Source organism: Kytococcus aerolatus, from assembly GCF_900187395.1.
Taxonomy (GTDB): Bacteria; Actinomycetota; Actinomycetes; order Actinomycetales; family Dermatophilaceae; genus Kytococcus; species Kytococcus aerolatus.
Map to the genome: position 1 here is coordinate 197,826 of NZ_FYEZ01000002.1, position 20,762 is coordinate 218,587.

A 20,762-nucleotide genomic window follows, 5' to 3' on the forward strand; every position below is an offset into this window, starting at 1 on the left:
GGCTCCGACCCGGGCCGACGACGGACCCCCGACCGTGGGGTCCGGTGGAACACCGGGCCACTGACACACGGCACAACGACGATGCCCGTGTGGTCACGACAGAGAGGAGGACCCCATGGAGGGTCCTGAGATCACCGCCACCGAGGCAACCATCGACAATGGTTCCTTCGGCACCCGCACCATCCGTTTCGAGACGGGCCGTCTGGCCCAGCAGGCCGCCGGTTCGGTGGCCGCTTACCTCATCGACGAGGACATCGACGACAGCACGATGGTGCTCTCGGCCACCACGGCCGGCAAGGAGCCGAAGGACCACTTCGACTTCTTCCCGCTCACCGTGGACGTCGAGGAGCGCATGTACGCCGCGGGACGCATCCCCGGCTCCTTCTTCCGCCGCGAGGGCCGCCCCGGCACCGACGCGATCCTGACCTGCCGGCTCATCGACCGCCCGCTGCGCCCGACCTTCACCAAGGGTCTGCGCAACGAGGTGCAGGTCGTCGTCACCGTGCTGGCCCACCACCCGGACCACCAGTACGACGTCCTGGCCATCAACGCCGCCAGCGCCTCCACCCAGATCTCCGGCCTACCCTTCTCCGGCCCGATCGGTGGCGTGCGTCTGTCCCTCATCGAGGGCCAGTGGGTGGCCTTCCCGAACTTCTCCGACGCCGCCCGGTCGACCTTCGACATGGTCGTCGCCGGCCGCATCACCGAGGATGACGACGTCGCGATCATGATGGTCGAGGCTGAGTCCACCGAGTCCACCTGGACGCTCGTCAACGACCAGGGTGCGACCGCCCCCACCGAGGAGGTCGTCTCCCAGGGGCTGGAGGCCTCGAAGGTCTTCATCCGCGCCCTGTGCGAGGCCCAGAAGCAGCTCCACGCCGCCGCCGGCAAGGAGGTCAAGGAGTTCCCGCTCTTCCTGGACTACCAGGCCGACGCCTACGAGGCCGTCGAGAAGGCCGCCTCCGAGCAGACCGCCGAGGCGCTGACCATCGCCGGCAAGCAGGAGCGCGAGAACCGTCTCGACGAGATCAAGGCCGAGCTGAAGGCCGAGTTCGTCGGCACCGAGGAGGACGCCGAGGGCAAGCCCTTCGCCGAGCGCGGCAAGGAGATCTCCGGGGCGTTCAAGGCGCTGCAGAAGAAGCTCATCCGCGAGCGCATCCTGCGCGACCAGGTGCGCATCGACGGCCGCGGCCCGCGGGACATCCGGGCGCTCTCGGCCGAGGTGCAGGCCCTGCCGCGCGTCCACGGCTCGGCGATCTTCGAGCGCGGGGAGACCCAGATCATGGGTGTCACCACGCTGAACATGCTGCGCATGGAGCAGCAGATCGACAGCCTGGGCCCGGTGTCGCGCAAGCGCTACATGCACAACTACAACTTCCCGCCCTACTCCACCGGTGAGACCGGTCGCGTCGGCTCCCCGAAGCGCCGCGAGATCGGCCACGGTGCGCTGGCCGAGCGGGCCCTGGTGCCGGTGCTGCCGAGCCGCGAGGAGTTCCCCTACGCGATCCGTCAGGTCTCCGAGGCGCTGGGCTCCAACGGCTCCACCTCGATGGGCTCGGTCTGCGCCTCCACCCTCTCGATGCTCAACGCCGGTGTGCCGCTGAAGGCCCCGGTGGCGGGCATCGCGATGGGTCTGGTCTCCGCCGAGATCGACGGCGGCACCCAGTACCTGGCGCTCACCGACATCCTCGGTGCCGAGGACGCCTTCGGCGACATGGACTTCAAGGTCGCCGGCACCTCGGAGTTCATCACCGCCATCCAGCTCGACACCAAGCTCGACGGGATCCCCGCCGAGGAGCTGGGCAAGGCGCTGACCCAGGCCCGTGAGGCCCGCCTGCACATCCTGGACGTGATGAACCAGGCGATCGACGCCCCGGACGAGATGAGCCCGAACGCCCCGCGCGTCATCGCGGTGAAGGTCCCGGTCGACAAGATCGGTGAGGTCATCGGCCCGAAGGGCAAGATGATCAACCAGATCCAGGAGGACACCGGCGCCGACATCTCCATCGAGGACGACGGCACCGTGTACATCGGCGCGACCGACGGCCCCTCGGCCGAGGCCGCCCGCTCGGCGATCAACGCGATCGCCAACCCGCAGATGCCGGAGGTCGGCGAGCGCTTCCTGGGGACGGTCGTCAAGACCACCACCTTCGGCGCCTTCGTCTCCCTGCTCCCGGGCAAGGACGGCCTGCTGCACATCTCCGAGATCCGCAAGCTCGTCGGTGGTCAGCGCATCGACGCCGTCGAGGACGTGCTGAACGTCGGCGACAAGGTCCAGGTGGAGCTCAAGGAGATCGACCAGCGCGGCAAGCTCTCGCTCGGCGCCGTCGTGGCCGAGGAGGAGGGCGAGGCCGAGGAGGCCCCGCAGGCCTCCGGTCGCATCGGTGGCGGTCGCCCGGCGGCGGACGCCCCGGCCACCGACGCCGGCGCCCAGCGCTCCGAGGCCGAGGTGAAGGAGGCCCCGGCGACTGCGGACGAGCCGGCACCGGCCGCGCAGGACGCCGAGGCGTCCGAGGCCGACGACTCCGACGAGGAGGAGGGCGGCCGTCGTCGCCCCCGCCGCCGTCGTGGTGGTCGTGGCCGTGGTCGCGGCGAGGGCGCCGAGGGTGGCGCCGCCTCCACCCCGGAGGACGCCAACTGATCCGGCTCACCTAGCCGAGGACGGCCGGAGGCCCCCACCACGTCCGCGTGGTGGGGGCCTCCGGCGTCCCTGCGCGCCGCCGACGGGGGTGTTGGGGCCACCGCACTGTCCCCGAGGTGCGCCGGGGAGCGGGTCTGCCGGAGACTGGGGCCATGGACCACTGCGACAGCCCGTCGACCCGGACCCGTGAGGACGACGCCAGCCCCCGGGCCGCGACCACCCTGCGTCTCCTGGCCGCCCCCACCGATGCGGGGCACTCCGGCCGGGTGAGCGCGGGCCGGGTGCTGGAGTGGATCGACAAGGCGGGGTTCGCGGCGGCCGCCGGCTGGAGTGGCGGCTACTGCGTGACTGCCTACGTGGGCAACGTCCGCTTCTCCCGGCCGGTCGCCATCGGGGATCTCGTGGAGGCGCGTGCCCGGGTGGCCCTGACGGGCACCACGAGCATGCACGTCATCGTCGAGGTGAGCTCCGGGGCGCCGGGTGGGCCGCTGGAGCCGGCCACCACCTGCCTGATGATCTTCGTCGCGGTAGACGACGAGGGCAGCCCGCGTCCCGTGCCGACCCTCGAGCCGCGGACCACGGAGGGACGGCTCCTGGCCCGGTGGACCGAGCGCCGCAAGGAGCTGCGGGAGCTCGTCCAGCGGGCCATGGAGGAGGTGGAGTACACCGGGGCCGGGACCGCTCCCCGGGTCCAGCTGCGCTTCCTCGCCGCCCCGACCGATGTCAACTGGGGTGGGAAGGTCCACGGCGGGATCGTCATGCGGTGGATCGACGAGGCGGCGCACGTGCTGGTGACCCAGTGGACCGGGGACGACGACAACGTCGCGATCTTCACCGGGGGAGTGCGCTTCTACCGGCCGCTGCACATCGGGCAGGTGGTCGAGGTGGAGGCCCGGCTGCTGCACACCGGGGACCACTCGCTGCACGTCGGCGTGCACGTGCGCTCCGGGGACCCCGCCGCCGGGCCGGGGGCGATGGAGCTCACGACCTACTGCCGGACCATCTTCGTGAGCCTCGACGAGGAGCGCCGCGCACGGCGGACGCGACAGTGGGCCCCGGTCAGCGAGGAGGACCGGGAGCTCGACGCGCACGCGGTGGAGCTGGTGGAGATCCGGGAGCGATTCGGGGACTGAACGCCCGTCCCGCCGTGGTGACCGCCGTCAGCGGGTGCCGCGGTGGACGACCGAGCGGCTGATCCGGGAGATGAGCGACTCCAGCGGCCCCCTCCGGTCGGTGAGGCGCACCAGCAGGGCCAGGAGGAACAGGACGGTCAGGTGCAGGGCGATGGCGACCGGACCGGTGTGCGCGATCTCCCCGCCGACGGTGCGCAGCACCAGGTGCACCGAGTAGGCCGTGAGGCTGATCGTGCCGATGGCCCCCAGGGCCGCCCACAGGCCGGCCGGGCGGGGGACGAGGTGGACCAGGAGCAGCATCGCCCCGAGGACGGCCAACGAGGTGCCCGTCGTGTGGAGGACGTCCAGCATGGTCGAGGCGTGGGGATAGGCGGTGAGCTGCCAGGCGGGGTCGGGGGGCGCGGCACCGTGGAGGCCGGGGCGGGCCAGGAGGTCCACCTCGCGGGGGCTCAGGGGGGCGTCGGCCGGCCAGCTGTCCACCAGGCGTTCACGCAGCGGGGCCCGGCTGGTCAGCACGCGGCTCGCACCCCACGCGGCGGTGGCCAGCACGGTGCCACCGGCGAGCAGTCCCGCCTGCACCCGGGGTCGGGCCAGCGGGAGCCGCCCCACGGCCATCCCGGCCAGCACGTAGCCGAACCACACGATCACCGGGTAGTACCCGTCGAGCAGCAGGCGCTGCGTGTTCGTCAGCCAGTTGCCGTGGTCGGGGAGGGAGTGGAGGGCCGACAGGGGGCCCTGCATGAGATGGCGCAGCAGGAGGGCGGCCCAGGGGGCGAGCAGCAACCAGCCGACCGCCCACCGGGTCAGGGTGCGGGTCCCCATCCCCAGGAAGGGCACGGCGAGCAGGAACATCGCGCCGTAGGCCGGGAGGATCACCGCGATCCCGGAGTCGAGCGAGTCGAGCAGGAGACCGATCACGTAGATGGCCAGCGCCCGCACCGCCAGGCTCATGCGGTGGGCCCGCAGGCGGGCGCCCCGGGCGGGCCGCGTGCGACCCGCGACGAGAGAGACCGACACCCCGGCCAGGACCGCGAAGAGGGCGGAGGAGCGCCCGGCAACGAGCCATCCCGGGGTGCTCCAGGGTTCCAGCACGGGAGTGACCGTCAAGTGGGCCACGACCATCCCGAGGACGGCGAGGGTGCGGGCCAGGTCGAGGCCGACCAGCCTGGCTCGGGGGGCGTTCGCCGGGGCCGCCCCGGAGGGCCCGGGGGCGGCCACGGCGGTGCGACGGGCCCCCACGGCGACAGACATGCGGGCCAGTCTCCCAGAACCCCGTGGGATCGCCCGGAGGCCGCACGACGCGCTGAGTGTTGGGTGGATCACATGTGCATGGAATACTCGCGGCATGTACGGGAACGATTTCGTGGACCCTGATGAGGCCCTCAACGCCGCCGAGACGGGCGACTACGAGGCGGCCCTGTCGCAGCACGCCGAGGGCGGACTCGACCGTGGGGAGGGCGACGACGCGTCCTTCGACGCGCTGATCGCCCGTGACCTCCGGATCGAGCCGCGTGACGCCATGCCGGAGGAGTACCGGGAGACGCTCATCCGGCAGATCGCCCAGCACGCGCACTCCGAGATCATCGGGATGCAGCCGGAGGGCAACTGGATCACCCGCGCCCCCAGCCTGCGGCGCAAGGCGATCCTCATGGCCAAGGTGCAGGACGAGGCCGGGCACGGCCTGTACCTGTACTCGGCCGCCGAGACCCTGGGCGTGGACCGGGCCGAGCTGCTCGACCGCCTCCACTCGGGGAAGCAGAAGTACTCCTCGATCTTCAACTACCCGGCGCTCACCTGGGCCGATGCTGGTGCGATCGGCTGGCTCGTGGACGGTGCGGCGATCATGAACCAGGTGCCGCTCTGCCGCTGCTCGTACGGCCCCTACGGCCGCGCGATGATCCGCGTGTGCAAGGAGGAGTCCTTCCACCAGCGGCAGGGCTTCGAGATCCTGTGGTCGCTCATGCAGGGCACCGAGGAGCAGCGGGCGATGGCCCAGGACGCGGTGAACCGCACCTGGTGGCCGGCGCTCATGATGTTCGGCCCGCCCGACACCGGCGAGGCGGCCACGACCGGCGGTCACACCGAGCAGTCGATGGCCTGGGGCATCAAGCGCTTCAGCAACGACGACCTGCGCCAGAAGTTCGTGGACATGACCGTCCCGCAGGCGCAGAAGCTGGGGCTGACCCTGCCCGACCCCGACCTGCGGTGGAACGCCGAGACCGGCCACTGGGACTTCGGTGCCGTGGACTGGGGCGAGTTCTGGCAGGTCGTGAAGGGCAACGGGCCGATGAACGCACAGCGGCTCGCACACCGGGTGCGGGCCCACGAGGAGGGCGCCTGGGTGCGCGAAGCGGCCACCGTGCACGCCGCGAAGCGCGCCCGCGGTGCCCGACAGGAGGTGGCTGCATGAGCGAGACGACCTGGCCCCTGTGGGAGGTCTTCGTCCGCGCCAAGCGAGGGCTGAACCACACGCACGTGGGCTCCCTGCACGCGCCGGACGCCGAGATGGCCCTGCGCAACGGGCGTGACCTCTACACCCGTCGGGGTGAGGGCGTGTCGGTGTGGGTCGTGCGGGCGGAGGACATCACCGCCAGCAGCCCCGACGAGCGCGACAGCTTCTTCGACCCCTCGGCCGACAAGGTGTACCGCCACCCCACCTTCTACAACGTGCCCGAGGACGTGGAGTACCTGTGAGCGACCAGCACAACCCCCCGGAGACGGCCAAGGCCGAGCCGCAGCGCTTCGAGGCGGAGGAGGGGGCGCCGACCCCCACCACGCCGGAGACCGTCGGTCGGGCCGCCGAGCCCTGGGAGCGGGCCGGTGACCCCGCCGAGCTGGGCGCCGACCAGCTGAGCGCCCGCTACCTGGTGGCGCTGGCCGACGACGCCCTGGTCTACGCCCAGCGGCTGGGTGAGTGGATCAGCCGTGCCCCGCAGATCGAGGAGGACATGGCCCTGGGCAACGTGGCCCTGGATCTCGTCGGTCAGGCCCGCGCCCTGTACGCGCGGGCCGGTGAGCTGGACGCCGGGATGCTCCCGGGCGTGCAGGAGCTGGCCGAGGACGACCTGGCCTACTTCCGCACCGACCGCGAGTTCCGCAACGTCTGGCTCGTGGAGCAGCCACGCGGTGACTTCGGGTACGAGATGGTGCGGATGCTCTGGTTCTCCGCCTACCAGCACGCGCTGTACTCGGCGATCGTCCGCACCGAGGGGGCCGACGCCGAGCTGGTCGCCATCGCCCGCAAGGCGGTCAAGGAGGTCGAGTACCACCGCGACCACGCCGCCCAGTGGGTGATCCGGCTGGGGGACGGCACCGACGAGTCGACCCGCCGCACGATGGCCGGGCTGCAGGCGGTCGAGCCCTTCGTCCCGGAGCTCTTCGCGGACGACGCCGTGGCCGTGGCCGCGGCCGACCGGGGCCTGGCGGCGCTGCCGAGCACGCTCCGCGAGCCGGCCGAGCAGTTCGTCACCGCGGTCCTGCAGCAGGCCGGGCTCGAGCGCCCGCAGGCCGGTCGCTGGACCGCCGCCGGCGGCCGCGTCGGTGAGCACTCCGAGCAGCTCGGCTACCTGCTGGCCGAGATGCAGTCCGTGGCCCGGGCGCACCCTGGCGCCTCGTGGTGACGAGCGCTCCCGAGCGCGCCCCGCTGGCCGAGGTGCTCCGCGCGCTCGGGGAGATCCCGGACCCGGAGATCCCCGTCATCACGCTGGAGGATCTCGGCGTGCTGCGCTCCGTGACGCCCGACGAGGAGCACGGTCGCATCCACGTGGAGATCACCCCGACCTACTCCGGCTGCCCGGCCATGGAGGTCATGGAGGGCCAGGTGGCCCGCGTCATCGCCCTGCGTGGCTGGGAGCCGGTGGTCGAGCGGCGGTTGGACCCGCCGTGGACCACCGACTGGATGTCCGAGGCCGGCAAGGAGAAGCTGCGGGCCTTCGGCATCGCGCCGCCCGGACCGGCTGCCCCCGGGCAGCACGACGGCACGGTGGGGCTGAGCCTCTCGGTGCGACAGGTCGACTGCCCCTCGTGCGGCTCGTCCGACACCGAGGAGCTGGCCCGCTTCGGGTCCACGGCCTGCAAGGCCCTGCGCCGGTGCCGCGCCTGCCTGGAGCCCTTCGACGAGTTCAAGCCTCTCTGAGACCACCTGGGGCGGGCGACCGCCCCGTCACCCCGCCCCTGACCACCTGTTGACACTGGAGCCCGAGATGAACGCCCTGAGCATCCCGACCCGCCGCCGTGCCTCCTTCCACCCGTTGCGGGTGTCGGAGGTCGAGCAGCTGACCGACACCGCGGTGGCGCTCACCTTCGACGTGCCGGACGAGCTGGCCGAGGAGTTCGTCTTCGAGCCGGGCCAGCACCTCACCCTGCGCGCCGAGATCGACGGGCAGGACGTGCGACGCTCCTACTCGATCTGCCTGCCGCGCTCGCGGGCGCTGCGGGAGAAGAAGGTGCGGGTGGCGGTCTCCCGGGTGCCGCAGGGCGTCATGAGCAACTGGATCGCCGACCACGTGCAGGTGGGCGACGAGATGCAGGTGATGACGCCGATGGGTTCCTTCGTGAACCCGGTGGATCCGACGGCCGCGCGGCACCACGTGGCCATCGCGGCGGGTTCGGGGATCACGCCGGTCATGTCCCTGCTGGGCACCCTGCTGGAGGAGGAGCCGGGGTCGCGGGCGACGCTCGTCTTCGGCAACCGCCGGACGGACTCGATCATGTTCCTCGAGGAGCTGGCGGACCTGAAGAACGCCCACCCGGAGCGCTTCCGGATGATCAACGTGCTCTCCCGCGAGCCGGGTGACGTGGAGCTCTTCCACGGCCGGATCGACGCCGAGCGGCTGGAGCGGATGTTCGACGGCCTCATCGACCCGGACGAGGTGGACCACTGGTACCTGTGCGGTCCCTTCGGGATGGTGGAGTCGGCCCGGGAGGTGCTGGGGAGCCGCGGCATCGCCGAGGACGTGGTGCACCACGAGGTCTTCCACGTGGACGACAACCCGCCGCCGCAGTCGGCCGAGCCGATCGACACCGACGCCGAGCCGGAGGCCGTGGTGACCGTCTCGCTGGACGGTCGTCGGACCGAGGTGGGCATGCCGAGCAAGGACGGGGAGACCATCCTGGCCGCCACGCTCCGCGAGCGTCCGGACGCGCCCTTCTCCTGCACCGGTGGTGTGTGCGGCACCTGTCGCGCCAAGGTGGTGGACGGCGAGGTGCGGATGGATCGCAACTACGCCCTGGAGCCCGACGAGGTGGAGGCCGGCTTCGTGCTGGCCTGCCAGTCGCACCCGGTCACCGAGCGCGCGGAGATCGACTTCGACGTCTGACCGGGCGCCGGAGCAGTCCCGGGGTCAACCGGTCGACCCCACGCCTGTCGCAGCCCCCACCGGGAGCAACCGGTTGACCCCGCGACTGTCTCGGGGTCAACCGGTTGCTCCCGGGTGGGGGCCGAGCACTCTGGGGGTCGACCGGTTGCTCCCGAGAGAGCACGCGGACGGGAGGCTCCCGGGCTCAGCGACGTCGGTACTCGACGATGTCGTAGCCCTCGGCCGGGGTGCGCTCGGCCTCGGCCCACCCGGCGTCGAGCTCGGGGAAGAAGGTGTCGCAGCCCGCGGGGGACTGGTGCACCTCGGTGAGCACGAGGCGGGTGGCGTGGGGGAGCGCCTCGGCGAAGACGCCCGCGCCCCCGACGACGAACACCTCGGTGTCCCCGGCCATGAGCAGCGCCTCGGCCCAGGAGCGGGCCACGAGCACCTCGGGGAAGCGCGGGCCGGCGTCGCGATCGCAGGGGTTGATCTGGCCGCCGGGCAGCCAGTCCCGGTCGCCGGTCATGACGATGCTCGTGCGCCCCGGCAGCGGGCGACCGATGGACTCGAAGGTGCGCCGCCCCATCACCATCACGCCGCCGTCGGTGGTGCGCTTGAAGTGCGCGAGGTCGCCGGGCAGGTGCCAGGGCAGGTCGCCGTCGCGGCCGATGGCGCGGTTCTCGGCCACGGCCACCACGAGGGTCAGGGACTGCTGGAAGCCCCGCGTCATCACCGGCGGGACGGGCTGCCCGGTGCGCTCGGACTCTGCGACGGCCTCCAGCACCTGCCGCTCGTGCGGCACCACCCGTTCGGGCAGCGCGTCGAGCGGGAACCAGCGCAGGTCGGCGGCCTTGTCCGCCTCCTGGAGGGTGGGCTCGCCGGACCAGTCCCGGGCGGTAAAGAAGGTGCAGTAGCGCTCCTCGAGCGGCCCGCTGACGGCGATGCGGCGGTGCAGGGTGGTGCGGGGCTCGAGGGCCTCGGCCGGCAGGTCGAGCCCGAGCTCCTCGCGGGCCTCGCGCTGCATGGCCTGCAGGACGGACTCGCCGGCCTCCACGTGACCCGCGGCCCCGGCGGACCACCAGCCGTCCATGTAGCCCGTGCCGCGGCGCAGCTGGAGCAGGACCTCGAGCCCGCGTGCGCCCTCGCGCAGCAGGAACAGGTAGGCGGACGGGACGACCTGGAAGCGCGGGGAGGGCATGGGCGGCAGTCTCCCAGAGTGGCGGGGTGTGCGGATCCCGACGCCCGAGAGGTGCACCGGTGCCGCTCTCGGGCGTCCGGCTCTCGTGAGATGCGCACCGATACGACGCTCGACGGTCGAGGTGCGTACCGGTGCGCCGGTGGGCTTGGGGTGACGGGTGAGATGCGGACCGGTGCGCATCTCGGGTGGCACCGGTCTCGGCCGCGCCGCCCTCAGACCGCAATGGGGGCCTTGATCGCCGGGTGGGGGTCGTACCCGTGGAAGACCACGTCGTCCAGGTCGAAGGCGTCGATCTCCCGGACCTCCGGGTTGAGCTCCAGCGTCGGCAGCGGACGGGGCTCCCGGGCGAGCTGCTCGCGGGCCTGCTCGAGGTGGTTGGAGTACAGGTGCAGGTCCCCGAAGGTGTGGACGAAGTCGCCCACCTCCAGCCCCGTCACGTGGGCCACCATGTGGGTCAGCAGCGCGTAGGACGCGATGTTGAACGGCACGCCCAGGAACAGGTCGGCGCTGCGCTGGTACAGCTGGCAGCTCAGGCGGCCCTCGGCCACGTGGAACTGGAAGAGGGTGTGGCAGGGAGGCAGGGCCATCTCGTCGACCTCCGCGGGGTTCCACGCCGAGACGATGTGGCGCCGGCTCGCCGGGTTGTTGCGGATGGACCTGATGACCTTCGCGATCTGGTCGATGGTCCCACCGTCGGGGTCGGGCCAGGAGCGCCACTGGGCGCCGTAGACCGGCCCGAGGTCACCCTCCTCGTCGGCCCACTCGTCCCAGATGTGGATGTCCCGCTCCTGCAGCCAGCGCACGTTCGTGTCCCCGCGCAGGAACCACAGCAGCTCCCCGACCAGTCCCTTGCGGTAGACCCGCTTGGTGGTCACCAGCGGGAAGCCCTCGCGCAGGTCGTAGCGGGTCTGGCGCCCGAAGACCGCCAGCGTGCCGGTGCCGGTGCGATCCTCGGTGGGCAGGCCGTGGTCGAGGACGTCCTGCAGGAGAGCCTGGTAGTGGCGCATGGGAGCCAGTCTCCCAAGCGGCTCCGGCGCCGTCCAGAGCGGGTCGCCCGCCGTTGCTTCCCGACCGTCCTGGCGGAGACCACGGCGCGCTCCGTAGGCTCGGGCCATGAGAGACACCGCTGCGCTGCAGGACTTCCTGGCCACCTGTTCCATCGCTCCGCAGGTGCTCGAGCTGCGCCCCGACTACCGGGTCCTGCTCCTCGCGGTCGACGGCATCGAGCCCGGCCCGACCGACGCCGCCACGGAGGCCTTCCTGGCCCGCGCGGACGCCCACGCCGCCGAGCTGCTGACCGAGACCCCGGTGGAGGAGCTGCCCCACGTCGCCGCCTGGCGCGAGGCCTACCGGGCCTTCGGGGCCAAGCCGCAGCGCACCCGGAACAGCCTCGAGGCCCTGCTCCGCCGGGCCGCCGCCGACGGCCTGCCCCGTGTCAACCGCCTCACGGACCTGTACAACGCGATCTCCGTGCTCCACGGGATCCCGCTGGGCGGGGAGGGCCTCGACCGCTACGAGGGGCCGGCCCAGCTGGTGCGCGCCAGCGGTGAGGAGGAGTTCACGGTCATGTCGTCCGGGGAGGAGAAGGTCGAGAACCCCCGCCCGGGCGAGGTGGTGTGGCGCGACGACGCCGGGGTCACCTGCCGGCGGTGGAACTGGCGCCAGGGGCCGCGCACCGCCCTGCGGGAGGAGACCACCTCGGCGCTGTTCATCCTCGACGCGCTGGGCCCGGTGGACGACGCCGCGCTCACCGCCGCGGGGGAGGAGCTGCGCGACCTGCTGACCGGCTGCGGGGCCGACGTCCGGACGGCCACCCGCGTCGTCCCCGCCGCGTGATGTACCTGGCCCGGGAGTACGACCCGCGCGACGAGGCCGAGTGGCGGGAGTGGCTTGCCGGCCCCGAGCTCTTCGGCCAGCTCGTGGTGAACAACAGCGACCCCGCCGGTCCGCCGTGGGTCACCCCGCTCCACGCCACCCTGCGGCAGGACGAGCTGGTCCTGCACCTGGCCGTCGTCAACCCCTGCCTGGCGGACCTGGAGGTGGCGAGCCGGGTGCGCTTCGTGGTGACCGGGGACTCCGCCTACGTGCACAACCAGTGGCGTGCCAGGCCGGGCGTGCCGCCGGAGCACGGCGTGCCCACCAGCTACTACACCTCGGTGCAGGTCGTCGGCACGCCACAGGTGGTGGACGACCCGGCCGAGATCGCCGAGATCCTCGAGCTGCAGTTCGAGGACCTGCAGCCCGACGGCGGCTGGGCCGAGCTGTCCGCAACCGACGGCCCGTACGCGGCGATGCTCCCGGCGATCCGGGGGCTGCGGATCCCGCTGGAGCGGGTCGAGGCCACCTTCAAGTACGACGACGAGAAGCCCGCCGCGCACCGGGAGCGGGTCGTCGAGGAGCTGCGCCGGCGGGGTCGACCGGGCGATGCGGAGGCCGCCGACGCCGCCCGCCGACGACTCGACGGGTCGGCCGAGTACCGTTGACCCTGTGCGTCCGACCCCGTGGCCGAACCCGGTGCAGCAGCTGCCGCCCCGCCACCAGACCTCCGCGTCGGCGCACTCCCATGACTTCACCGCCCACATCACGGCACCGATGACCTGTGACGGGCACCCCACCATCCCCTGACGTGAGGAATCACATGACCCCCCGCACCATGCTCCCCGAGCCTCCCGCGCTGCCGAAGAACGGCGTCCGCATCGTCGCCCTCGGCGGCCTGGGCGAGGTCGGCCGCAACATGACCGTCGTCGAGTACGGCGGCAAGCTGCTCATCGTCGACTGCGGCGTGCTCTTCCCCGACGAGACCCAGCCGGGCGTCGACCTCATCCTCCCGGACTTCGAGTACCTCGACGGCCGCTGGGACGACATCAACGCCCTGGTGCTCACCCACGGCCACGAGGACCACATCGGCGCCGTGCCCTACCTGCTCAAGAGCCGCCCGGACATCCCCGTGGTCGGCTCCAAGCTGACCCTCGCCCTGGTCGAGGCCAAGTGCAAGGAGCACCGGATCACCCCGCGCCTCATCACCGTGCGCGAGGACGACATCGAGAACTTCGGCAAGTTCGAGTGCGAGTTTGTGGCCGTGAACCACTCGATCCCGGACGCCCTGGCCGTGTTTGTGCACACCCCCGGCGGCACGATGCTGTTCACCGGTGACTTCAAGATGGACCAGCTGCCGCTGGACGGCCGCATCACCGACCTGCGCGCCTTCGCCCGCCTCGGCGAGGAGGGCGTGGACCTCTTCCTCACCGACTCCACGAACGCCGACGTCCCGGGCTTCACGACGCCGGAGCGCAACATCGCACCGGCCATCGAGCGGGTCTTCGCCAAGGCCGAGCGCCGCATCATCGCGGCCTGCTTCTCCAGCCACGTCCACCGGGTGCAGCAGATCCTCGACGCCGCCGCGGCGACCAATCGCAAGGTGGCCTTCGTGGGCCGCTCGATGATCCGCAACATGGGGCTGGCCGCCGAGATGGGCTACCTGAACGTCCCGGACCGGGTGCTGGTGGACGTCAAGAAGCTGGCCAAGCTCCCGCCGAACCAGATCGTGCTCATCTGCACCGGCTCGCAGGGTGAGCCGATGGCCGCGCTGAGCCGCATGGCCAACCAGAACCACCAGATCGAGGTGGGGGAGGGTGACACCGTCCTGCTGGCCTCCTCGCTCATCCCGGGCAACGAGAAGTCCGTCTACAAGGTGATGAACGGGCTCATGAAGCTCGGCGCCAACGTGGTCCACAAGGGCAACGCGATGGTCCACGTCTCGGGCCACGCCAGCGCCGGCGAGCTCCTCTACGCGTACAACATCGTCAAGCCGAAGAACGTCATGCCGGTGCACGGCGAGTGGCGCCACATGCTGGCCAACGCCGAGCTGGCCCGACAGACCGGCGTGCCGGCCGAGAACGTGGTCGTCGCCGAGGACGGCGTGATCGTCGACCTCGTGGACGGCCAGGCCAAGATCGTCGGTCAGGTGCCGGCAGCGCACATCTACGTCGACGGCGGCAACGTGGGCACCTCCGACGAGGAGCTGCTCAAGGACCGCCGCATCCTCCGCGACGAGGGCTTCATCTCGATCGTGGCCGTCCGCGACGCCGAGACCGGGGACATCATCTCCGGCCCGGACATCCACGCCCGGGGCGTCTCCGAGGGTGAGAAGATCCTGCAGCGCGCCGTCCCGCGGATCGAGAAGGCCCTGGCCGAGGCCCGCAACGAGGGCATCACCGACGTGCACCAGCTGCAGCAGGCCATGCGGCGGTCGATGGGTGGCTACATCGGCGGCAAGCTCAAGCGCCGTCCGATGATCATCCCGGTGGTCATCAACGCCTGACCGGGCCGACGACGAAGGGGGCTCCCGACCTGAGTGGTCGGGAGCCCCCTTCGTCGTCCCGCGCTCAGCGCTTCTCCTGGCGGGGGACCAGGACCTCCTCGTAGAGGAGCAACAGGCCGGCGGCCGTGGGGATGGCCAGCAGGGCGCCGAGGATCCCGAGCAGCGTGCCGCCGATGAGGGCCGCCACCACGGTGACCGCTCCGGGCACGGACACCGTGCGCTTCATGATGTTCGGCACGATGACGTAGTTCTCGATCTGCTGGTAGATCCCGTAGTAGACGAGCACGATGATCGCCGTCTTCACCGACACGCTCAGCGCGATGAGCCCGACGACCACGGCGCCGATCGTGGCACCGACCAGCGGGATGAGTCCCAGGAAGCCCACGAGGACGGCGAGCACGGCCGCGTAGGGGATCCCGAGGACGGTCATCATGACCCAGCTGCAGGCGGCGTTGATGGTGGCCACCAGGAACTGCCCGGCGGCGTACCCGCCCACGCGGGCCATGATCCGCTCCGAGAGGTCCTGCACGCGCGTCCGGCGGGAGGCCGGGACCAGGGCGTACCCGGCACGCTTCACCTGCGGCAGCGTGGCGAGCAGGTAGAGCGTGAGCACCAGCACGGTGAAGGCACCGAAGGCCCCGGTGGCCACGACCCGGCCGGCCCCGAGGACCCCACCGGTGACCTGGCTGGCGAGCTCGCCGGAGGCCACCCGCTTCTGCAGCTCGTTCTGGAAGCGGTCGGTCAGCTGGAAGTCGCGGTCGGCCTGCTGGATCCACTCGTGCTCCAGCAGCTGCTGGGTGTAGGTGGGCGCGTCGTACATGAGCGCCGTCGACTCGTCCACGATGGGGGGGATGACCAGCGCACCGATCCCGGTGATGGCCACGAGCAGCCACAGGAAGACCACGCTTACGGCACCGCTGCGGCGCAGCCCGCGCCGCATGAGCATCTCGACCAGCGGGTTGAGCGTGAGGGCCAGGAAGATCGCGACGATGAGCAGCGTCACGACGTAGTCGAGGCGTCGCACGGCCAGGGCCAGGGCGATGGCGGTCAGCACCCCCAGGGCCCCGAGGAAGCCCAGGGTGAACGCGCCGTGCCCCCCGAGGAGGCGCTGGGATGCGCCCTCGGAGGGGGACGGCGTGACGTCCGTCGCGCTCGGCGGGGTCGGGGGAGTGCTCAGTGGGACCCCTCGGCGGGCTGCACGAGCTCCACCAGCGCGCCCCCGGCGTCCTTCGGGTGGATGAAGTTGATCCGGCTGTTGGCGGTGCCGCGGCGGGGCTCCTCGTAGAGCAGGCGCAGGCCACGCTCGCGGAGGGTGGCGCACACGGCCTCGATGTCCTCGACGCGGTAGGCGACCTGCTGGATGCCGGGGCCCTTCTTCTCGAGGAAGGTCGCGATGGTGGACTCCGGGGTGAGCGGGGCCAGCAGCTGGATGCACGAGTCGCCGATGACCATCATCGCCTCCCGGACCCCCTGCTCGGGGTTCTCCTCGGTGTGGGCCAGCTCCATGCCGAGGACGTCGCGGTGGAAGGCGATCGCCTCGTCGAGATCGGTGACGGCCAGACCGACGTGGTCGATGGCGGTGAACAGCGGGGCGGAGGAGTCGTGTGCCATGGGCGCAGCCTAGTCCGCCCGGTGGTGCCGGCGGTGGGCTCCTCCGCGGGGCCGGCCCCGTCCCCGGGCCTAGCGTGGGGCCATGGGTGAGCTGGTGGTCAGGCAGGTGCATGTCGTCCCGCTCGACGCGGCGCCGAGCGCTCCGGGGACGGAGCCCGTCGACCTCCTCCTGCGCGACGGTCGCCTCACCGCCGTGGGGCCGGGCCTGCCCCGCCCGGCGGGGGCCGAGGTCCTCGAGGCCGACGGGCGCTGGGTGGTCCCCGGTCTGTGGGACCACCACGTGCACGCCGGCCAGCTCGGTGCCACCCGCGGCCGGCTCGACCTCTCGGCCGCCCGGTCGCCCCAGGAGGCGGCGCAGCGGGTGCGGGAGCGGCTCGCCGCGGCACGGCCCCTGCCCGCCACCGGGGTGCTCACGGGGTGGGGGCACCGCGCCGACCGGTGGGCGCAGGCCCCGACCCGGGCGCTGCTCGATGAGGCCTCGCCCCGGGTGCCGGTCGTGCTCATCAGCGCTGACGGGCACCACGGGTGGCTCAACAGCACGGCGCTGACCCTCCTCGGCGGGCCGTACGACCGGAGCGGGCTGGTGCGGGAGGCGGAGTGGTTCGCCCTCTACGACCGGCTCAACCACCTGCCCGGGGCGCAGGAGACCACCGAGCAGGGGGTGCGGGAGGTCGTGGCGGAGGCGCACCGGCTCGGCATCGTGGGGATCACCGACCTGGAGCTCGGTCGCCCATGGGTGGACTGGCCGCGCCGGCTGGCCGAGGGGGTGGGGCCGCTGCGGGTGCGCACGGGCGTGTACGTGCCGGGGCTCGAGGAGGTGGAGGCCGCCGGACTGCGCACCGGCGACGCCCTGCCCGGCACCGAGGGCCTGGTGCGGATGGGGCCGCTCAAGCTCTTCGGCGACGGCTCCCTGGGCACGCGGACGGCTTGGTGCCGGGCCCCGTACGCGGACGCCCCCGGTCGGGACGCGGAAGGGCGGGGCGAGGGCAGCGCCGGTGGGTCGTCGGTCGCCGGCGCCCCGCAGCTGACCTCCGCCGAGCTCCACGACCTGCTGGGCCGGGCCCGCACCCACGGTCTGGAGGTGGCCGTCCACGCCATCGGGGACGCGGCGGTGGGGCAGGCGCTCGCGGCCCTCGCCGCCACCGGGGTGGTCGGAAGCGTCGAGCACGCCCAGCTGGTGGGAGAGGAGGAGCTCGCCCGGTGGCGTGGCCTGCCGGTGCGGGCCGGGGTCCAGCCGGCCCACCTGCTCGACGACCGGTCCGCCGCCGAGCGGGCCTGGCCGGACCGCACCGGGCAGGTGCTGCCGCTGCGCCGCCTGGTCGACGCGGGCGTCGAGCTCGCAATGGGCTCCGACGCGCCCTTCGGCACCCCCGACCCCTGGCTGGCGGTGGCCGCCGCCGTGCACCGTGCCCGGCCGGGGGAGGACCCCTGGCACCCCGAGCTCGCCCTGACGCCGCGGGAGGCGCTGGCCGCCTCGGTGGACGGTCAGCGGGTCCGGGCCGGGGCACGGGGCGACCTGGTGCTCCTGGACGCCGACCCCCTCGGCGCGGACCTGGCCGCCCCGACCAGCAGCGATCTCGCCGCCCGGCTGGAGAGGGTGGGCGTGGCCGCGACGGTGGTGGCCGGCCGGGTGGTCCACCAGCGGGAGGGCTGACCGGCCCGCCTCCGCACAGCGTGGCCGGGGTCACATCGGGGTAGTGTGCGGGGCGCACCACACGTCACCCCGTACCCGGAGGTACCCATGAGCCAGTCCGACCCCACCGTCATCGTTTCCGGCGCCCGCACGCCGATGGGCCGCATGCAGGGAGCCCTGGGCAGCCTGTCCGGCGCCGAGCTGGGTGGTGTGGCGATCAAGGCTGCCCTGGAGCGTGGCACGGTCGACGCCGCCGAGGTCGACTACGTGATCATGGGCCAGGTCCTCACCGCCGGCGCCGGCCAGATCCCCGCCCGCCAGGCCGCGGTCGCCGGTGGCATCTCCATGGACGTCCCGGCCCTCACCATCAACAAGGTCTGCCTCTCCGGCCTGAACGCCATCGCGCTGGCCGACCAGACCATCCGCGCCGGCGAGTTCGAGTGCGTCGTGGCCGGTGGTCAGGAGTCCATGACCAACGCCCCGCACCTGCTGCCCAAGTCCCGCGGCGGGTTCAAGTACGGCGACGTGACCCTCAAGGACCACATGGACCTCGACGGCCTGTGGGACGTGTTCACCGACCAGGCGATGGGTGGCCTCACCGAGTCCGCCAACCGGGAGGACCGCGGCGGTGTGCTGACCCGCGCCGAGCAGGACGAGTTCGCCGCCCGTTCCCACCAGCTGGCCTCCGAGGCGGTGGAGAAGGGCGTGTTCGCCGAGGAGATCGCCCCGGTGAGCGTCCCGCAGCGCAAGGGTGACCCGATCGAGGTCACCACCGACGAGGGCATCCGCCCCGACACGACCGTCGACTCGCTGGCCAAGCTGCGCCCCGCCTTCAGCAAGGAGGGCACCATCACCGCCGGCTCGGCCTCGCAGATCTCCGACGGTGCCTGCGCCGTGGTGACCATGAAGAAGTCGAAGGCCGAGGAGCTGGGGCTGGAGTGGATCGCCGAGATCGGCGCCCACGGCGTGGTCTCCGGCCCGGACTCCAGCCTGCAGCTGCAGCCGGCCAACGCCATTCGCGCCGCCCTGGCCAAGGAGGGCGTGGCCGTGGAGGACGTCGACCTCTTCGAGATCAACGAGGCCTTCGCCGCCGTCGGCATCGCCAGCGCCCGCGACCTGGGCGTCAGCGAGGACAAGGTGAACGTCAACGGTGGCGCGATCGCCCTGGGTCACCCCATCGGTGCCTCCGGTGCCCGCCTGGTGCTCACCCTCGCCCTGGAGCTCAAGCGCCGCGGCGGCGGCATTGGTGTGGCCGCCCTGTGCGGTGGTGGCGGTCAGGGTGACGCCCTGGTCCTGCGCGTGCCGAAGGCCTGACCGGCGTGCTCGTCGCCTTCAGCATCGCGCCCTCCGCGGAGGACCCCGAGGGTGGGGTGAGTGAGGCCGTGGCCCGGGCGGTGGGCATCGTCCGGGCCTCCGGCCTGCCGAACCGCACCGACGCGATGTTCACCACTCTCGAGGGGGAGTGGGACGAGTGCATGGCGGTGATCAAGGAGTGCGTGGACACCCTGGCGGCCGAGTCGCCGCGGGTGTCGCTGGTGCTCAAGGCCGACATCCGTCCCGGGTGGACCGGGCAGCTCCAGGCCAAGGTGGAGCGCGTGGAGCGGCACCTGGCCGAGGGCTGAGGCCCACGACCAGGAGCACGCCGAGACCCACCACGAGGGCCGGGCCGGGACGGGGAACCGTTCCGGCCCGGCCCTCGGCGCTGGGTGGGGGCGCCGCCACTGCGTATCGTGGGGCCCAGCCGAGTCCGTGTGGACTCATGACCGTTCCGGCCCCTGGGCCGACCCCGACGACCCGTCGGCCGCCCGGCCGACCAGGAGGAAACATGTCTTCCCAGCCCTTCTCCCGCGCCAGCCTCGCCGGGGCGGTGGACCTCACCGGTCTGAAGCAGCAGCAGGTCCAGCAGCAGGTGGCGGACGCCCGCCAGGGCGGCGCTCCGACCGGGGCCGCGCAGCCCGCTGGCGGTCCGTCCCAGCCCGGAGCGGCCCAGGCCGCACCGGCGGGTGCCCCGGGGCAGCCCGACCCCCGGGCCACTGTGGTGGCCGTCGACCTCGACAGCTTCGGTCAGGTCCTGCAGGACTCGGCGGTGGTCCCGGCGCTGCTCGTGCTGTGGAGCCCGGAGATCCCCGGGGCGCTGGAGTTCGTGCAGACCATGGAGAAGGTGGCCCTGGAGCACGAGGGGCGCTACCGACTGGCCACCGCGAACGTGGCTGCCCACCCGGAGATGATGCAGGCCTTCCAGATCCCGGAGCTGCCGGAGGCGATGACGATCGCCGTGCTCCAGGGCCAGCCGATGCCGCTCTTCGGCGGGGCGCAGCCGGAGGAGGTCGTCCGCCAGGCGATGGCCGAGTTCCTCAACGCCGCGGCGCAGTACGGGGTCACCGGGCGGGCGAACCCGGGCGTCTCCGGGTCGGTCTCGGACCCGGAGGGGCAGTCCACCGCGCCGCTCGGCGAGGGGGAGGCCGCCGCGGCGGAGGAGTCGCTCTCGCCGCACCTGGAGGCCGCCTACACGGCCATCGACGCGGGGGACTTCGATGCGGCGCTGGCGGCCTTCGACGCCCAGCTCGCCGAGCAGCCGGAGGACGAGGAGGCCCGGCTGGGCCGCCAGCAGGTGGTGCTCCTGCAGCGCGCCGGCTCGCTGGACGCCACCGCCGTGCGGGAGGCTGCGGCGGCGAACGCGCAGGACGTCCAGGCCCAGATGCAGGCCGCGGACCTGGACCTGCTCGGCGGCCACGTCGAGGATGCCTTCGACCGCCTCATCGACACCGTGAAGGTCACCGCCGACGAGGACCGCGACGCCGTGCGGGCCCGTCTGCTGGAGCTCTTCGAGATGGTCGGCTCGGTCGACCCGCGCGTGCGCAGCGCGCGTAGCCGCCTCATGAGCGCCCTGTTCTGAGGGCGCCGGCCGGTTGGAGTGCCGCCGCCCCG

General features: G+C 72.6%; 19 protein-coding genes. 14 read left to right on the forward strand and 5 right to left on the reverse strand.

The genetic code is table 11. The annotated features are described in order from the left end of the window. Positions 1–115: 115 nt before the first annotated feature. Together CFT82_RS07910 and CFT82_RS07915 are read left to right on the forward strand one after the other, a co-directional pair. Positions 116–2,641: a polyribonucleotide nucleotidyltransferase gene (locus CFT82_RS07910; RefSeq protein ID WP_088818538.1), complete on the forward strand. Its 2,526-nt coding sequence runs from the start codon at positions 116–118 to the stop codon at positions 2,639–2,641. Between the two features lie 152 nt (positions 2,642–2,793). Then, positions 2,794–3,774: an acyl-CoA thioesterase gene (locus CFT82_RS07915; RefSeq protein WP_088818539.1), complete on the forward strand. Its 981-nt coding sequence runs from the start codon at positions 2,794–2,796 to the stop codon at positions 3,772–3,774. Positions 3,775–3,801: 27 nt separating this feature from the next. Here the strand turns inward: CFT82_RS07915 and CFT82_RS07920 are convergent, their stop codons facing one another. Then, positions 3,802–5,025 carry a heparan-alpha-glucosaminide N-acetyltransferase domain-containing protein gene (locus CFT82_RS07920; protein WP_159461892.1) on the reverse strand — a complete coding sequence of 408 codons (1,224 nt, stop codon included), beginning with the start codon at positions 5,023–5,025 and terminating at the stop codon, positions 3,802–3,804. 94 nt (positions 5,026–5,119) lie between these two features. Between CFT82_RS07920 and paaA the strand changes: the two genes are divergently transcribed. The 5 genes from paaA to paaE all read left to right on the forward strand — a co-directional run bounded on the left by paaA (position 5,120) and on the right by paaE (position 9,092). Continuing rightward, positions 5,120–6,184 (forward strand): 1,2-phenylacetyl-CoA epoxidase subunit PaaA, encoded by a 1,065-nt coding sequence (paaA, locus tag CFT82_RS07925; RefSeq protein WP_088818541.1) that lies wholly within the window; start codon positions 5,120–5,122, stop codon positions 6,182–6,184. Further along, a complete protein-coding gene (gene paaB, locus CFT82_RS07930; protein ID WP_088818542.1) occupies positions 6,181–6,468 on the forward strand; it encodes a 1,2-phenylacetyl-CoA epoxidase subunit PaaB in 288 nt (95 codons plus the stop codon). The genes paaA and paaB overlap by 4 nt, the downstream gene beginning before the upstream one ends. Next, complete coding sequence (paaC, locus tag CFT82_RS07935; RefSeq protein WP_088818543.1) at positions 6,465–7,394, forward strand: 1,2-phenylacetyl-CoA epoxidase subunit PaaC; 930 nt, start codon at positions 6,465–6,467, stop codon at positions 7,392–7,394. Before paaB ends, paaC begins: the two co-directional genes overlap by 4 nt. Next, on the forward strand, positions 7,391–7,909 hold the full coding sequence (paaD, locus tag CFT82_RS07940) for a 1,2-phenylacetyl-CoA epoxidase subunit PaaD (protein WP_088818840.1): 519 nt from the start codon (positions 7,391–7,393) through the stop codon (positions 7,907–7,909). Before paaC ends, paaD begins: the two co-directional genes overlap by 4 nt. Positions 7,910–7,976: 67 nt before the next feature. Further along, positions 7,977–9,092 (forward strand): 1,2-phenylacetyl-CoA epoxidase subunit PaaE, encoded by a 1,116-nt coding sequence (gene paaE, locus CFT82_RS07945; RefSeq protein ID WP_088818544.1) that lies wholly within the window; start codon positions 7,977–7,979, stop codon positions 9,090–9,092. A 184-nt stretch (positions 9,093–9,276) separates the two neighbouring features. Here the strand turns inward: paaE and CFT82_RS07950 are convergent, their stop codons facing one another. Together CFT82_RS07950 and CFT82_RS07955 are read right to left on the reverse strand one after the other, a co-directional pair. Beyond that, entirely contained in the window at positions 9,277–10,269 is a 993-nt protein-coding gene (locus CFT82_RS07950) for a dihydrofolate reductase (RefSeq protein ID WP_088818545.1), read from the reverse strand. A 212-nt stretch (positions 10,270–10,481) separates the two neighbouring features. Beyond that, entirely contained in the window at positions 10,482–11,276 is a 795-nt protein-coding gene (locus CFT82_RS07955) for a thymidylate synthase (RefSeq protein WP_088818546.1), read from the reverse strand. Between the two features lie 106 nt (positions 11,277–11,382). On the opposite strand from CFT82_RS07955, the gene CFT82_RS07960 reads away from it, so the two are divergent. From CFT82_RS07960 to CFT82_RS07970, 3 genes are all read left to right on the forward strand, one after another. Continuing rightward, on the forward strand, positions 11,383–12,105 hold the full coding sequence (locus CFT82_RS07960; RefSeq protein WP_088818547.1) for a B3/B4 domain-containing protein: 723 nt from the start codon (positions 11,383–11,385) through the stop codon (positions 12,103–12,105). Further along, on the forward strand, positions 12,105–12,752 hold the full coding sequence (locus CFT82_RS07965; protein ID WP_088818548.1) for an FMN-binding negative transcriptional regulator: 648 nt from the start codon (positions 12,105–12,107) through the stop codon (positions 12,750–12,752). The genes CFT82_RS07960 and CFT82_RS07965 overlap by 1 nt, the downstream gene beginning before the upstream one ends. A gap of 155 nt (positions 12,753–12,907) precedes the next feature. Further along, entirely contained in the window at positions 12,908–14,590 is a 1,683-nt protein-coding gene (locus tag CFT82_RS07970) for a ribonuclease J (protein WP_088818549.1), read from the forward strand. 64 nt (positions 14,591–14,654) lie between these two features. On the opposite strand, the gene CFT82_RS07975 is transcribed toward CFT82_RS07970, so the two are convergent. Both CFT82_RS07975 and mce read right to left on the reverse strand, forming a co-directional pair. Then, positions 14,655–15,644 (reverse strand): AI-2E family transporter, encoded by a 990-nt coding sequence (locus CFT82_RS07975; RefSeq protein WP_234994353.1) that lies wholly within the window; start codon positions 15,642–15,644, stop codon positions 14,655–14,657. A gap of 119 nt (positions 15,645–15,763) precedes the next feature. Continuing rightward, complete coding sequence (mce, locus tag CFT82_RS07980) at positions 15,764–16,201, reverse strand: methylmalonyl-CoA epimerase (RefSeq protein ID WP_088818550.1); 438 nt, start codon at positions 16,199–16,201, stop codon at positions 15,764–15,766. An 82-nt stretch (positions 16,202–16,283) separates the two neighbouring features. Here mce and CFT82_RS07985 point away from each other — a divergent pair, with 82 nt between their 5' ends. From CFT82_RS07985 to CFT82_RS08000, 4 genes are all read left to right on the forward strand, one after another. Next, positions 16,284–17,855, forward strand: coding sequence for an amidohydrolase (locus CFT82_RS07985; RefSeq protein WP_088818551.1), 1,572 nt, complete (start codon positions 16,284–16,286; stop codon positions 17,853–17,855). A gap of 87 nt (positions 17,856–17,942) precedes the next feature. After that, positions 17,943–19,148, forward strand: coding sequence for an acetyl-CoA C-acetyltransferase (locus CFT82_RS07990; protein ID WP_088818552.1), 1,206 nt, complete (start codon positions 17,943–17,945; stop codon positions 19,146–19,148). 5 nt (positions 19,149–19,153) lie between these two features. Then, the gene (locus CFT82_RS07995) at positions 19,154–19,456 is read left to right on the forward strand and encodes a thiamine-binding protein (protein WP_088818553.1); all 303 of its coding nucleotides are present in this window, start codon (positions 19,154–19,156) and stop codon (positions 19,454–19,456) included. A gap of 203 nt (positions 19,457–19,659) precedes the next feature. Continuing rightward, the gene (locus tag CFT82_RS08000) at positions 19,660–20,730 is read left to right on the forward strand and encodes a co-chaperone YbbN (RefSeq protein WP_088818554.1); all 1,071 of its coding nucleotides are present in this window, start codon (positions 19,660–19,662) and stop codon (positions 20,728–20,730) included. Positions 20,731–20,762: the final 32 nt, after the last annotated feature.

Coding starts and splice junctions, on each gene's coding strand:
- CFT82_RS07915 (WP_088818539.1), top strand. CDS start 2,794: ATGGACCACTGCGACAGCCCGTCGACCCGGACCCGTGAGGACGACGCC.
- CFT82_RS07965 (WP_088818548.1), top strand. CDS start 12,105: ATGTACCTGGCCCGGGAGTACGACCCGCGCGACGAGGCCGAGTGGCGG.
- CFT82_RS07960 (WP_088818547.1), top strand. CDS start 11,383: ATGAGAGACACCGCTGCGCTGCAGGACTTCCTGGCCACCTGTTCCATC.
- paaB (WP_088818542.1), top strand. CDS start 6,181: ATGAGCGAGACGACCTGGCCCCTGTGGGAGGTCTTCGTCCGCGCCAAG.
- mce (WP_088818550.1), bottom strand. CDS start 16,201: ATGGCACACGACTCCTCCGCCCCGCTGTTCACCGCCATCGACCACGTC.
- paaE (WP_088818544.1), top strand. CDS start 7,977: ATGAACGCCCTGAGCATCCCGACCCGCCGCCGTGCCTCCTTCCACCCG.
- CFT82_RS07985 (WP_088818551.1), top strand. CDS start 16,284: ATGGGTGAGCTGGTGGTCAGGCAGGTGCATGTCGTCCCGCTCGACGCG.
- CFT82_RS07990 (WP_088818552.1), top strand. CDS start 17,943: ATGAGCCAGTCCGACCCCACCGTCATCGTTTCCGGCGCCCGCACGCCG.
- CFT82_RS07970 (WP_088818549.1), top strand. CDS start 12,908: ATGACCCCCCGCACCATGCTCCCCGAGCCTCCCGCGCTGCCGAAGAAC.
- CFT82_RS07950 (WP_088818545.1), bottom strand. CDS start 10,269: ATGCCCTCCCCGCGCTTCCAGGTCGTCCCGTCCGCCTACCTGTTCCTG.
- CFT82_RS08000 (WP_088818554.1), top strand. CDS start 19,660: ATGTCTTCCCAGCCCTTCTCCCGCGCCAGCCTCGCCGGGGCGGTGGAC.
- CFT82_RS07920 (WP_159461892.1), bottom strand. CDS start 5,025: ATGTCTGTCGCCGTGGGGGCCCGTCGCACCGCCGTGGCCGCCCCCGGG.
- CFT82_RS07955 (WP_088818546.1), bottom strand. CDS start 11,276: ATGCGCCACTACCAGGCTCTCCTGCAGGACGTCCTCGACCACGGCCTG.
- CFT82_RS07910 (WP_088818538.1), top strand. CDS start 116: ATGGAGGGTCCTGAGATCACCGCCACCGAGGCAACCATCGACAATGGT.
- paaA (WP_088818541.1), top strand. CDS start 5,120: ATGTACGGGAACGATTTCGTGGACCCTGATGAGGCCCTCAACGCCGCC.